Source organism: Nostoc sp. S13 (assembly GCF_029379315.1).
In the GTDB taxonomy this organism is placed as follows: domain Bacteria; phylum Cyanobacteriota; class Cyanobacteriia; order Cyanobacteriales; family Nostocaceae; genus Nostoc.
This window is the reverse complement of record NZ_JAQYWQ010000016.1, coordinates 1-14,050: the sequence shown is the minus strand read 5'-3', so window position 1 is coordinate 14,050 and position 14,050 is coordinate 1. Positions and strand designations below refer to the sequence as shown.

General features: G+C 44.5%; 12 protein-coding genes and 1 tRNA gene. 4 read left to right on the top strand and 9 right to left on the bottom strand.

Translation table 11 applies throughout. From position 1 onward, the window contains the following. Nucleotides 1-155 precede the first annotated feature (155 nt). From PUQ00_RS07970 to PUQ00_RS07930, 9 genes are all read right to left on the bottom strand, one after another. The gene (locus PUQ00_RS07970) at nucleotides 156-353 is read right to left on the bottom strand and encodes a hypothetical protein (protein WP_300414912.1); all 198 of its coding nucleotides are present in this window, start codon (nucleotides 351-353) and stop codon (nucleotides 156-158) included. Nucleotides 354-368: 15 nt separating this feature from the next. After that, complete coding sequence (locus tag PUQ00_RS07965) at nucleotides 369-2,750, bottom strand: ATP-binding protein (protein WP_300414910.1); 2,382 nt, start codon at nucleotides 2,748-2,750, stop codon at nucleotides 369-371. Between the two features lie 2 nt (nucleotides 2,751-2,752). Further along, nucleotides 2,753-3,829, bottom strand: a complete 1,077-nt coding sequence (locus PUQ00_RS07960) for an ATP-binding protein (protein ID WP_300414908.1) — start codon at nucleotides 3,827-3,829, stop codon at nucleotides 2,753-2,755. 348 nt (nucleotides 3,830-4,177) lie between these two features. Further along, entirely contained in the window at nucleotides 4,178-5,353 is a 1,176-nt protein-coding gene (locus tag PUQ00_RS07955) for an aminotransferase class V-fold PLP-dependent enzyme (protein ID WP_300414906.1), read from the bottom strand. A gap of 24 nt (nucleotides 5,354-5,377) precedes the next feature. Further along, nucleotides 5,378-5,449: transfer RNA gene (locus PUQ00_RS07950), tRNA-Asn, on the bottom strand. A 143-nt stretch (nucleotides 5,450-5,592) separates the two neighbouring features. Further along, on the bottom strand, nucleotides 5,593-6,144 hold the full coding sequence (locus PUQ00_RS07945; RefSeq protein WP_300414904.1) for an NYN domain-containing protein: 552 nt from the start codon (nucleotides 6,142-6,144) through the stop codon (nucleotides 5,593-5,595). A gap of 562 nt (nucleotides 6,145-6,706) precedes the next feature. Next, nucleotides 6,707-7,384: an ABC transporter ATP-binding protein gene (locus PUQ00_RS07940; RefSeq protein WP_300414902.1), complete on the bottom strand. Its 678-nt coding sequence runs from the start codon at nucleotides 7,382-7,384 to the stop codon at nucleotides 6,707-6,709. A 13-nt stretch (nucleotides 7,385-7,397) separates the two neighbouring features. Next, nucleotides 7,398-7,670, bottom strand: coding sequence for a hypothetical protein (locus PUQ00_RS07935; protein ID WP_012410874.1), 273 nt, complete (start codon nucleotides 7,668-7,670; stop codon nucleotides 7,398-7,400). A 29-nt stretch (nucleotides 7,671-7,699) separates the two neighbouring features. Beyond that, on the bottom strand, nucleotides 7,700-7,861 hold the full coding sequence (locus PUQ00_RS07930) for a hypothetical protein (RefSeq protein ID WP_300414900.1): 162 nt from the start codon (nucleotides 7,859-7,861) through the stop codon (nucleotides 7,700-7,702). A 210-nt stretch (nucleotides 7,862-8,071) separates the two neighbouring features. Here PUQ00_RS07930 and psbD point away from each other — a divergent pair, with 210 nt between their 5' ends. From psbD to PUQ00_RS07910, 4 genes are all read left to right on the top strand, one after another. Beyond that, nucleotides 8,072-9,127 (top strand): photosystem II D2 protein (photosystem q(a) protein), encoded by a 1,056-nt coding sequence (gene psbD / locus PUQ00_RS07925; RefSeq protein WP_300414898.1) that lies wholly within the window; start codon nucleotides 8,072-8,074, stop codon nucleotides 9,125-9,127. A gap of 785 nt (nucleotides 9,128-9,912) precedes the next feature. Then, nucleotides 9,913-10,194 carry a 4a-hydroxytetrahydrobiopterin dehydratase gene (locus PUQ00_RS07920; protein ID WP_300414896.1) on the top strand — a complete coding sequence of 94 codons (282 nt, stop codon included), beginning with the start codon at nucleotides 9,913-9,915 and terminating at the stop codon, nucleotides 10,192-10,194. Nucleotides 10,195-11,153: 959 nt separating this feature from the next. Beyond that, nucleotides 11,154-12,887: an iron uptake porin gene (locus PUQ00_RS07915; RefSeq protein WP_300414894.1), complete on the top strand. Its 1,734-nt coding sequence runs from the start codon at nucleotides 11,154-11,156 to the stop codon at nucleotides 12,885-12,887. 467 nt (nucleotides 12,888-13,354) lie between these two features. After that, nucleotides 13,355-13,792 (top strand): Rrf2 family transcriptional regulator, encoded by a 438-nt coding sequence (locus tag PUQ00_RS07910; RefSeq protein ID WP_300414892.1) that lies wholly within the window; start codon nucleotides 13,355-13,357, stop codon nucleotides 13,790-13,792. Nucleotides 13,793-14,050: the final 258 nt, after the last annotated feature.

Sequence of the window (14,050 nt, the reverse complement as noted above, 5' to 3'; positions counted from 1 at the left end):
GCAGTGCTATGTCTCCAGGACTTACGTACTCAAAACCTGAAACCTAGATCCCCCCTAACCCCCCTTAAAAAGGGGGGAACTTTAAAAGCCCCCTTTTTAAGGGGGTTGGGGGATCTCTTGTGCGTAAGTTCTAGTCTCTACTTAATTTTTGCAAGCTAATACATCAAAGGTACAGGTCGATGCATCAAAGGTGCAGGTCGATGCATTAAAGGTGCAGGTCGATGCATTAAAGGTGCAGGTCGATGCATCAAAGGTGCAGGTCGATGCATCAAAGGTGCAGGTCGATGCATCAAAGGTACAGGTCGATGCATTAAAGGTGCAGGTCGATGCATCAAAGGTGCAGGTCGATGCACTAGTGTAGTGCTGGCTTATTCTTCTTCTAGCAACTGTTCTATATACTTTTGCACTAAAGGCACTTGAAAAGCATTGCCTTCTGGAGTCAAAATTTCTTTTCGCGTTAGTTTGCGGACAACGCTCTTGTCTTGTTGTGTGGAAGTATCCCCGTGGATTATCCGGCGTAGGAGAGAGCGATCGCTCTGTGCTAAACTCGTCCATAATTCCCGAAAATACTGATCGCCTCGCTCAAGCACAACAGGTATAACTTCTTTAACATCCTGTGCAGTCACTTTTGCTGTATCTGCTTCTCGCCTGTTTCTTCTGATATCGCGGTTTAGTAACTCCACCAACTCATAACACACCAACTGAACGAGATAAGGTTGACAGCGAGTAAGTCGGATAATTTCATCTATAGCAGTTGGTTCATAGATATCGCCGAAGTTCTCTACTGGCTGTCTAATCAAATCGCGGGCTTCTGAATCTCGCAGGTAAGTCATTCGCAAAGCACGGGTGTTAATTAGATAGTCACTCCAGTAATCATCAAGTTCAGATAACTCCTGTGAACCACTAAAAAGTAAAATCCACTTGCGTTGGTGTTGCAGCAGGTTACGAATAAAATTGAGTGGCGCACGGCTGCTTGTTGCTTTCACCACCTCACCCAGGCGTTCATATTCATCCAAACAGAGGAGAAATTGCTTACCAGAGTTGTTGCGTTCTATTTCTGCTAACCAAGTTTGCAGCGCCGGAAATGGATCTTCAGCTAGTTTATTGACATCTGGATTAGGCAAGTAGACTCTGCGGGGTAATCGCCGTGCAGCTTCGATAATTTGTTGAGCTAAATTCTCAGCCAATCCTTTTAACGTTGTAGCTGATGCTGCTCCTTGTAAATCTACCAGCAAAGGTACAATATTTGCTTGTACTCTGTAAGGTAGATATTTCAGCGCTGAAGTTTTCCCTGTCCTCCGCCCACCATAGAGTAACAAAACTGGCGGTTGCTCAGAAAGCGTCAAAGATTCGATTTCCTCAAATATGTCCCTTCGCCCTTTGAAACGATTCTTCGCTGTTTCCGGGTCTAGTGAGTTACCAGCAATATAAACTTGCCGAATTTCTTTTGATTGCTGTGCCTGTTCGTTTAAAGTGCGCTGCGCCGTTTCTAATATAGTTAGCCAGCTTTGTACAGTCTTGCTAAAAGAAACAGCAACGCGAGCATCTGTTGTCAAAGCTAGACTTTGCGCCAGTTGGCGTAAGGCAGTGATAGGAATGTTCAGTAACTCATATTGACGATAAAGTGAAGTTGCTTCTTGTGATGCCCGTACATTCTGACTAATATCCAAAAATTGGGGTAGTACAGCGCCAAGTTCCTTTGGTGCTGGTGAGGGAATCCACGCTAGTTGGTTGGCAATCTCCACAATATCGCTCAACCATTGACAACGATTGAGTGTATCTACAGCAATACCAGAAATTGTCTGTGCTGCAACTCTTTGCTGATTGGTGGATGTAATTAGATAATTAATAGTCTCACGGGCAACATCTGGGTTCTTTCGATAAGCCTCTACAATCATCATATCCATCAAAGGCAGAGGCAAAATAATCAATTCATCAAAGCGAGGGGGCAAATATCGTAAACAATTTACCCGCTTTCCATTGGGAAACAACAAGAACAAGGTGAGTATCCATAATAATTCCGGCAACCAGAAGTAAACCCGCAACACACCCAAAATCCACGCCACGCTGAACGCCACGCCAAACGCTATGCTTCCAGCCACGCTGAACGCCACACCTAGCGCTACGTTGAACGCCACACCTAGCGCTACGCTGAACGCCACACCTCCAGCCACGCCTACCACCACGCTGAACGCTACGCCTCCAGCCACGCCTACCGCCACGCTGAACGCTACGCCTACCGCTACGCCTACCGCCACGCCTCCAGCTACGTCTACCGCCACGCTGAACGCTACGCCTCCGGCCACGCCTACCGCCACGCTGAACGCCACGCCCGATAAAAATTGATATGCCAAAAATATGGTAAGGGCAGCAACAAGGAAAATAACTAGCCTATTTTTATTACCGCCACGGTTTAGAATCCTTCCTATAAACCAGCCCACTAAAAAAACACAGCTTTGAAACCAGTTAAATGACTCACCACTAGTTAAGGTGTAAACTGGTGCCACCAGCAACACAGCAAACATTGGTACTACAGCAGTTAGCCACCTAGCTTGCCCAGCATAGCGACGCAGACGGGGGTTAATATAAAACTCAGCTTGTTTATTGATGTTATCTGTTGGCTTCAATTCTGGATTGATATCACGCAACCAACGTTCAAAGGTAAAAGGCTTGAAGTAAATCCAATACAAAAGGCGCACGCATTCAGCCACATAACTCCAAAAGCCTGATGCTGGAGACGTGTTACTCATGGCTACTTTATCCCCAGCTTGTCACGCAGATAATCCCAAACTTCATTCCAGTGCAGCACACCCACCAAAACCAAAACGAGCAAAAGCAGAATTACCATCCCGATAATCCAGTTGCTCACATCATCAACAGCCCCACCAATGAACTTGGCTATTCTACCCAGACGTACTGGTAAATCCCAAACTAACCAACGCAGCCATAATTGCCACCACTTTCCCTTTGCTTTGGATTTAGGATTTGCAAGCTGTAGTTCAAACTGCTGTTTCGCCCACTTGATTGCCTTGCCTTGTTGACGTGCTTCCCACAAATAGTAACCAGCCAATTGCAACTTATAAGGATGACGATCGCCCCATTGCTGGGCATGATTTTGTTCGTCTACACTCAAAGCAGCACCATTTGTAGAGCGAGTTGGTAAGCGCGACAGTTCAATAGCCTCATCTGTATTTAGTTCTTTCAAATAAATAGTGTGACCAATATTGAAAAAACTAGAGACAAACCGATGCTCGTTAGCATAAACATTTAGTTGTTTACGCGAAGCCACCACTAGCATCAAGGCGTTGCTATCCATCAGCGATCGCAAATTATCATAAAATCCATTATCGAATTTATCGGGATATTTCAAAAGGCTTTCAAAATCATCCAGACAAAGAATGGGTAGCTTTCCTTGCTGTTTCCATTGCTTAACCGCATCTGAAAATGCTTGACGATTAAGCGGTTTAGTCTTCCAAGGATTTTGCAGCCTATGTTGTTGCCATCCCTGAACGTAACTTAGTAAACCTTCAGCTACAGCCTCATAGAAACCCGTTTCAGTTTGGCAATCTACATTCCGTAACGGTAAGTAAATAACCACATAACGACTGGTGTTGTGTAATACTCGCTGCTGCCAAGTCAGAACAAAATAATACAGCAACGAAGATTTACCAATGTGCTTGTCACCAACTATATTTATACTTGTAGGCTGATCGCCCTTCATCCGAGATGCGATCGCGTGTAATTCATCTTTACGACCAACAAACAGCTTGGGATCTTCAATCATCCCCGCAGCCACAAAAGGATTGTCAGGCAGCGCTCCAGAAGTCATGTCAAGCGTTTATCCTGGTTTCAGCAATTTAAGTGCTATCACCTATAAGAATAGCACTAGCCCGATAATGTCTTTACGATCTAGTTCTTGGGTATATGCTTTTGCCATATCATGACAAGCCACATTCAATACAGTTCAGTTAAGGTTTTTTTGATAAAAATTTTAGATCACAAAGACGCGATAAATCGCCGTCAAGACGAAAAACCGATTTGTAGAGACGGCGATTCATCGCGTCTCTTGCCTTAAACGTGGTATTTGAGAAAATATCTATTTGGCAAATGGCCCAATGTTCACTGCTACAAGTGCAAAACAGACCGTTGATGCGATCGCCAGTTTCCTAAAACTAGATTAACAGCACAAGCCCTTTAACACCTTTGCCAAATACTCATATTGCTCTAAAGTATTGTAAATCTGTGCCGAAATCCTTACCAACAGCCGAGGTTTTTCTGGCCACGGTATCAATTGCACTTCAATACCAAACTTATCAAACAACTCATCATGTATAGACATGAAATCGCGCTTTTCCCAAGTCGTAGGCAATGGCACAACCGCCATTGAACCAATCATCTCTTCTGGAGAAGGCGGCTGCACTTCTAGCGCTTCACAAAGTAGCTGTCTTCCCTGCAACACTAGCTGATGATTTTGCTGCATCAATTCTGTCCACCCACCAGGTAGCAACGAACCCATAAAAGCGATCGCTTCCGGTACACACATATAAGCTGTAGGATCGTCTGTACCTGTCCAGTCAAATTCCAACTGAAAGCGGGTTTTATCAGTGCGTGGCGAATTTGTGCCGTGGCTAATTGTTAAGGGACGAATTTTTGACTGTTTATCTCGTCGCACGTACAAAAAGGCTGCTCCTTTTGGGGCACACAGCCATTTATGACAATTCCCAGTGTAATAAGCTGCGCCAATTTCTCGCAATTCGAGGGGAATCATTCCAGGTGTGTGGGCACCATCTACCAATGTATCTACACTCCGTTGTTGCAACTCCTTCACCAACTCTTGAATCGGGAAGATTAACCCTGTCTGGCTGGTAACATGATCCAAAAGTGCTAATCGTGTTTTTGGTGAAACTCTTTCAATTACTGCTCCCACTACTTGCTGTGGTGAGTCAATCGGGAAAGGAATTTTTGCCACTACCACCCGCGCACCAGTACGACTGGCAATAAAATCAAGTGCATTGCGGCAAGCATTGTATTCGTGGTTGGTTGTGAGTATTTCGTCCCCTGGTGAAAACGTCAGCGACCTTAACACCGAATTAACGCCAGTCGTTGCATTGGAGACAAATACCAAATCTTGGACATCAGCACCCATAAACGCGGCTAGCTTAGTTCTGGCATCGTCTAGCAGGGGTTCCCATTCCCTACCAAAAAAGCGTAAGGGTTCCTGTTCTAACTGCGATCGCAGTCTTTGTTGAAAATCCAGCACTTGTTTAGGACAAGCACCAAAAGACCCATGATTCAGAAACGTCACAGTCGAGTCAAGCAACCACAAATCTCTGATGGATAATCTAGAATCCAAAATTTAAAATCCGAAATTGTCAAACTCCCCAGGCTGGATTCGAACCAGCGACCAATCGATTAACAGTCGATCGCTCTACCACTGAGCTACTGAGGATCACTCACGATTTATAATATTAGGGCTAAAAATAGGATTTGGCAAGTACTTTCGCCAATATATTTTTTAAATGCTTAATTATAAAAATTTTGCAGCCAAAATCCATTCAAGAACTTAAGCAGAGACTTTTAAATACTAAATATCTACTGTAATCCCATTCGTAATTCAACCAGACGCTGCCGCGCCTTAGCATCAATGGCATTGGCTAAAAACCTACTCTTAGATTGTTTGCGCGTATGATACTTTTGTCGCATCCGGCAGACGGTAGCTTCCACTTCCCCACAGAGTTGTTGTGCCGACAACCATTCAGCCCCATACCCTTGTATCATCAACTGCTGTGCCCGATCTGATGTAGCAACAATCACACGAGAAATCAAACATTGGGCTATTTGCTGGCGAAAAGACGCACAGGATTTTTCAATATAAGTATCTGCTGTTTGCCCAAAATCAGTGTAATAAACTGATAAAAGCTCTGTAATAATTTCTTTATTACTAGAGCAATTCTGATATTGGGCATCAAAAACTATTTGAGTTGCATAACCTTGAAACGCACTATAACCAGTCATCGCTTCTACTAGTTCACCCCGTGCTGCCTCTAGTCCAACACTATCACGCGTTTTTTTAAGGCAAGGCCAAGCGCCAATTATATTGTAGCCGTCCACCAACAAAACGGCTTGGAGTAAGGAACGGGGCATGGTTTTTAATCACAATTTTCTAGAGTTTACAAAATTCATTCATAAGTTTTATAATAATTGATGCATTGTGTGTAACACTATGTTACAAAAGATAAAAATGCGATAAGCTCTTGAAGAAGAATACATTCGTCAGAATGCAATCAGTGGGGGATTCAGGCCCGCCACTGATTGAAAACCACCAAATTTTCTTGTTTTGTGGGGGTCTTAAACCCGTTTATTCATCCACCAGTCGCACAAAATACCCAAGTGAATTCTGGCGACTGGCACCTTTATTCTGTTTGATAAAACTTACCTAAAATAAACCCATTAATTTAAAACGCGCCTTTTCAAAAAAGGCGCGTGGCAGTACTTTATTTAAAAGTGCTGAGTAAAAGTCACCTAACTTCTGTTCGGCATTAGCCGCCGCTCAGAGTTCTTAAACTCATGCTGAGTGAAAAGACCGCCCACAAAGGACGAAGTATTTACTGAGCACAAAAGTCCTCAGTACTTTTTACTTTACTCAGAACTTATGACTCAACACGGGTAAACTCTAGCTATTCGCTAACAGCACTTAATTAAGAAATTAAGAGGCTTCGCTCTCTACCTCCATCAGACGTTGTTTAAGGCGCTGGGCTTCACCCGCATCAACAAGAGAACCTTTTTCTAGTAACAAAGCGCCGTCACAGTAATTTAACTCGTCTAATCGATGCGTTACCCATAAAGCTGTAAGACCTCGACTTTTGACGAGGCGGCGGACACCAGCAACTAAATCTAGTTGGCTATCTGGATCTAGTAAGGCAGTTGGTTCATCTAATAATAAGACTTCACAGCGACGGGCGATCGCACCAGCGATCGCGACTCGCTGTTTCTGTCCCCCAGAGAGTGCATAGATAGGGCGTCGTTGCAGGGTAAGCAAATTCACCGCCCCTAGCGCCTCCTCAACCCTGGCTCTGGTAGCAGCAGGCGGCAACTTTTCTTCTACCAATCCAAAAGCCACATCAGCACCAACCGTTGGCATCACCAGTTGATGATCCGGATTTTGGAAAACAAAACCAACGGGGTGCAAAACCCGAATTTTGCCAGATTCAGGAGCTAATAGCCCCGCCAGCAGTCTAAGTAACGTTGATTTTCCACTGCCATTTGTACCCAAGAGCATCCAAAACTCACCCTTAGGTACTTCTAAAGAGCAAGATTTGATAACTTTCTCTCCATTAGGCCAACTGAAATTCAAATCCTTGACCTCAATGCCCACTTGAGCCATTTGTCAACCTTGGTTACTCAGCAGCTACAGCAAAAAAGCCAGGCGGTCTGCCACCACCAGGGGTTGTACCATCTTTCTGAACAATCTGCACCCCAGAAATTTCACTAGCGCGGACAGCAATTTTTTTCTCTGTCTTGCCCTCGCACTTGAGTTCCACAATGTCAGGGTTTCCAGAGCGTATTGCTGCCAAAATTAGCTGATAGACAGCCTCAGCATCCTCTGCTGACTTACGTTGCACTGAGATCGGGAAAGCAGTGTTTCTGATGCTTAAATCGATGGTAAACATTTAGCAATAATCAAATTTAACTGTAGGACTCATTTTAGCGTCAGCTGAGTGATTCTAGGGAAATACGGGTATTGGGCATGGGGCATTGGGCATTGGGCATGGGGCATTGGGCATTGGGCATGGGGCATGGGGCATGGGGCATGGGGCATGGGGCATGGGGCATGGGGCATTGGGCATTGGGCATTGGGCATTGCTTTCTCCCTGATCTAGATAAAAAAATTAATTTTTATGACAAAACCCCTAGAAAAATTAGCGATTTACACCTAATATGATTAAAGGTATGTAAAAAATTGTAAACTTGGTTAACAACCCGGTTAACTTTCTGCTTATGGAAGGCTTTCATCTAGCCATCTATAATACAGATACAACCTGTACTTATAAACATTTGGAGATTTGCTCTAATGACCATCGCAGTTGGACGTGCCCCCAGTAGAGGGTGGTTTGACGTTCTAGACGACTGGCTCAAGCGCGATCGCTTCGTATTCGTAGGTTGGTCAGGGATACTATTGTTCCCCTGCGCCTTCCTAGCACTAGGCGGTTGGCTGACCGGTACCACCTTCGTCACCTCTTGGTACACCCACGGATTAGCCTCTTCCTACCTAGAAGGTGCTAACTTCCTAACAGTGGCAGTATCTACCCCCGCGGACAGCATGGGACATTCCCTATTGCTGTTGTGGGGGCCAGAAGCTCAAGGCGACCTCACCCGTTGGTTCCAATTGGGTGGTTTGTGGCCATTCGTAGCTCTACACGGAGCCTTCGGTTTGATTGGCTTCATGTTGCGGCAATTTGAAATTGCGCGTCTAGTAGGTATCCGTCCTTACAACGCCCTCGCCTTCTCAGCTCCGATTGCGGTATTCGTCAGCGTGTTTTTGATGTATCCCTTGGGACAATCGAGCTGGTTCTTTGCACCAAGCTTTGGCGTAGCGGCAATTTTTCGATTCCTACTATTCCTGCAAGGCTTCCACAACTGGACACTCAACCCCTTCCACATGATGGGCGTTGCTGGTGTATTGGGTGGTGCTTTATTATGCGCCATTCACGGAGCCACGGTAGAGAATACCTTGTTTGAAGACGGTGAAGGTGCTAACACCTTCCGCGCCTTCAATCCAACCCAGTCGGAAGAAACCTACTCAATGGTGACAGCAAACCGTTTCTGGTCACAGATTTTCGGGATTGCTTTCTCTAACAAACGCTGGTTGCACTTCTTCATGTTGTTTGTGCCAGTCACAGGCTTATGGATGAGCGCCGTCGGCATCGTCGGTTTAGCACTCAACCTGCGGGCTTATGATTTCGTTTCCCAAGAATTACGGGCGGCGGAAGACCCTGAGTTTGAAACCTTCTATACCAAAAATATTTTGCTGAATGAGGGTATCCGTGCTTGGATGGCTCCTCAAGATCAACCCCACGAACAATTTGTATTCCCTGAGGAAGTTCTACCTCGCGGTAACGCTCTCTAACATTAAAATCCGACCATGACCCATGACCGGAATTAAGGTTGTGGTTCTGGAAAATTGACACCACCCAGATGAAATAATCTTTTTGTAATAAACCAATAAAGTGTCAATATTCCCATTCTCCAGTGATCTCCCACCTTTTAGTGGGGGATTTTTTTTGTATATGGTTAATATCTCTAAATTTATGTGTTATGTTAGATAAAGGTTATGAAACCAGAGCAAATGCTCTGCCCTTTTGAAATTAAGACCGCTTAGGCAATAAGGAGGTGATGCCCATGATTGAAAGTAGTATAACCATGGGTCATCAGGTTGCAGTTAGCCGGCTGTGTGCCGGAGCTGTTCTCTAAAAGTTAGCCTTAGTCATCTTGAGAGACTAAGTTAGCTCAAGTAGCTAGGCAAGCTCGGAGTTCCTTCCGGCAGTCTGGTTGCAACCTGAAGACCCGCTAGACCGCGCTGATTTAGATCAACTGATCTGAATCAGCGCGGATAGTTTTTTGTGGGTGAATTTTGTCTACTCAACGGTTGCTTTGAAAAACTTAGATCGCGATGCCTGCGGCGGGCAAAGCCAACCCATTTAAGTTTTCTTAAAAATAAAAATATTTTGCATCAAACGTTGGAGTCTGACGAGATGTGAGTAATAGCGGCTATCTACCAAGTCTGATTTAAATATATACACACTCATTATGTCTTAGTTTCTCCTGTCATACTTTCTGCGTGGAAAATAAAAGGAGTTTGCCTTTGTCAGATGCAAGATGTAATAAATCAAATATATATAGGAATTTTTTGATATGGCACAACTACTCACTGAAGTGGAAATTCAAGAACAGGCAAAGGTTTTGTCAGGTTGGACTGTTGAAGACTCAAAGTTGCAAATTACCCGCACATTCAAGGATTTTATCCAAGCAATTGAGTTTGTCAATAAGCTGGTGGAGCCGGCTGAGTCAGCAGGACATCATCCAGATATAGAGATTTCCTACAACAAAGTGAAGATTACGTTGACAACACATGATACAGGCGGGTTGACACAGGCAGACTTTGATGTAGCGCAGGTGATTTCCCAAATCAAATAAGTAGAGCTTTGGGTAAAATCGCTGCGAATTGAAGGTTGAAATTTAAACGCATAGGCACGGCGCGATCCGCAGGATAGGAGCGCAGAGTAAAGCGCCCAGAGTTGTCGGAGCGGCGGCTGAAGCCGTTAGTGTCACGCTTTCGCGTACCCTTACAATACAAGCAAGCTACGCCTTGGTCTCGTAGAGAGCGTCTCTGAACTTCTCCCTTGGCGCTAGCCTCTCCCTTTGGGAGAAGGAAAGACCTACGCGAACGGTGGGCACGCAGAGAATTCGCTACGAATTAATGAAATGTTGTAGTAAGTGATTTCTTCTGACATCTTGCATCAAGGGACTGGAAGTGAGCGCGACACAGACAAAACCCGCTTATCCCTCTCCTGAGGTAGACGTAGCCCATAGCTTGCTTAACAATAAAAGTATGGGTTTTGGTTTGGATTGCGTGGGTTTAAAAAACCTTGATTCCTGATTTTATCTTTATTCAAATAATACCAGGCGGACTACCCTGCGAGAAGGCTTTGCCTACGTTTGTATCTAGCCAAGTCAGTCTGTTCTAACTGGTGTGCGATTTATACTAGGCGTAAGTGCAAAAAGTGATTTTTGCTGACAAGCTGCTAAGTGTCTAAAGCTTTGAGTAATTTAGCTTGCTTAGGGAGCGTATGCCCTAAACCATACTCCTTGCTTAGATATTTAAATAAGTATGTGTGACAGTTACTAAGGCGATCGCTCTCATCTTGCCATATAGATCAAATGTTTTATAATGTTATGATATAAAGATATGTTTTTGCATAAGTTAATCACATAAGTTTTTAACCCTAAGTTAATCGTTTATTAGCTTTGCAAAAACTAAAATTGTAGTAGTGACAGACTATGCCTCATCCACAGGTTTCAATGAGATGTCGCATTTTTGAGATTTAGGTGTAATGAAGCCAATTATCTAAACAAGGTGTGAGGAGTAAAGGAAAATGTCTAATCTCTTATGGAAATCCTTAGTGGTTAGCCCAGCAGTTTTGGGAGCAACATTGTTAGTTTCGACAACAGCAATTGCCGTTCCAAGCACAGCCACTCAAGTATCAGCAGCCAAACAATCGAGTGTAACGGAAGTTGCCCAACAGCCAGAAATATTTGCTCAAACAACGATAGATCAAGTTAACCGCTACAGCAACGAAGGCAACCAAAATAACTCTCAGTCTCAAGTAACATCGGTTTCTCAATTTTCCGACGTACAACCCACCGACTGGGCATTCCAAGCATTGCAGTCCTTGGTTGAGCGCTATGGTTGTATTGCAGGTTATCCGAATGCCACTTATCGCGGGAATCGGGCTTTAACTCGGTATGAATTTGCGGCTGGTTTGAATGCCTGTTTAGATCGGGTTAACGAATTGATTGCCACAGCAACGGCTGACTTGGTGACAAAACAAGATTTAGCTACCTTACAACGGTTACAAGAAGAATTTTCCGCAGAATTGGCAACTCTACGCGGTCGTGTAGATTCCTTAGAAGCGCGGACTGCTGAATTGGAAGCTAATCAGTTCTCGACTACTACCAAACTAGTCGGTGAAGCCATTTTTGGTGTTACTGATGTGTTTGGGGGTAAGACTAGTGACAATAACAATACCGTCTTCCAAGATCGGGTACGTTTAGACTTGCAAACTAGCTTCACAGGTAGAGACGTATTACATACTCGTCTCGCTGCTGGTAATGCAACAGCTTTTACACAATTTGATAACGCTGGTGCTCCGATCAATACTGGTGAAGGCACACAAACATTTCAAGTTGGTGCTGGCAATAGTAACAACAACTCTGTCAGTATAGAGCGCTTGACCTATGAAGTTCCCATAGGACCAGCCCAGGTTTACCTAGCAGCTAGTGGCGGACGGCATAGCCATTATGCAGCCGTCAACAACCCTTACTTTTTCGACACCACTGATGGCGGTAACGGCGCATTATCTACCTTTGCTTCTGAAAGTCCTATATATCGGATTGGTGGTGGTGCAGGTATAGCGTTCAATCTACCCCTTGGTAAAGGTGGCGGTATTTTGGGAAATAGCTCAATCACTGGGGGTTACTTGGCATCGCAAGCTAATAATCCTGGTCTTAATCAAGGTCTGACCAACGGTGACTATGCTGCTTTAGGCCAGTTGAACTTTAGTGTTGGCGATCGCGTCGCTTTAGCTGCTACCTACGTCCACGGATATAGTGGCGCTGGCGCAGGTCATTCCTTGTTCAATTCAGATTTGACGGCAAACGGAACTTTTGGAAATGTTGCAGCAGTAGGTACTAATCAAGCTAACGTTCTAAGTGTAAATGGAGCTTCAAGTAATTCCTACGGTGTAGAGGCTGCGTTTAGACCCAGCGATAAGCTATCAATTAGTGGCTTCGTCTCTTACCACGATATCTCCGGCTTCGGTGCAAATGATGATTTTCAAGCCTGGAGCTATGGTGTTGGGCTAGCCTTACCTGATTTCGGTAAAAAGGGTAACGTTTTAGGTCTTTTTGCTGGCGCAGAACCCTATTCCTTTAACCGACCAGGTTTTGTTGGAAATGATATACCTTATCACTTTGAGGGCTTCTACAAGTATCGTGTCTCTGATAATATCTCAATTACCCCTGGTGTAATCTGGTTGACCTCTCCTGGTCAGAACAGCAATAACGACGATGCAATTATCGGTACGCTCAGAACAACTTTCACCTTCTAGAGTGTTCACTATCCACTCACAATTATTGAACTCTATTGCTCCCCGCCATCAGGCGGGGCTTTTTGTTGCCCATAGTAACAACTAAGAAACCCCAGTGGTTAACCGGAGTATACTAGAAAAGTTAGGAGTTATGGCGGGTTTTATCTGAAGCCCTGGCGAAGGTCATTCGCGGCTACACAAACTTTCGTCTGCCTCTGCGGACTAAGAAAAATTTGAGATTTTAAATTTTGAATTTTAGATTCAAGCAAAAAGCGTTCGATGGTTCCTGAACCTTGTCGTACCCTTCCCTACGGAACGCCAGGGGCGAACGGGAAGCAAGCTACGCGTAACGTCCCGCTTTTTAAGGACTGAGCGCTCACGCCGAAATCTAAAATCCAAATTGAATAACTCCTAACTCCAGTAGAGACGCGATTAATCGCGTCTCTACTCCTGACTCCTAATTCCTAACCCCTAACTTATTGCTGCTTGTGGAACTATCGTGTAAATCGGAATACGCAATTCTGGCCTTATTAGAGATGGCCGCTCATTACGGAAGTGGCGAACCTCTGCAAATTCGACAAATTGCAGCACAACAAAACATACCCGATCGCTATCTGGAACAGCTACTAGCAACCTTGAGGCGTGGGGGTATAGTCAAGAGTCAGCGCGGATCAAAAGGTGGCTATCTGTTAACGCGAGAACCCCGAAAAATCATCCTTTTTGAGATTTTAGAATGTTTAGAAGGGTTAGAGGTGCTGACTTGTGAAGAAAACGTTAATTCCAAAACGGTAGACAGTTCGGTTATAGACGAAATTTGGCAAGAAGCAAGTCGCGCCGCAAATTCAGTGTTGCAAAAATATACGCTCCAGGATCTTTGTGAAAAACGAGATTCCCGGCGGCAGTTCGATATCATGTACTACATTTAGTCAAGAGTCATTTGTCATTAGTCATTGGTCATTTGTTGATGACAAATGACCAATGACTAATAACTATTGAAGAAGAATTCAGAAGTCAGAATTCAGGAGTCAGAATCAAGACGCTCGCGGACTCGCTTTGCGTGACGCTATCAGTCGGGGATTCAGACCCGCGACTACGAAAGTTGACCACCAAATTTTCTTGTTTTGTGGGTGTCTTAAACCCGATTATTCATCCACCAGTCGTACAGAATACCTTTCCTGTATTCT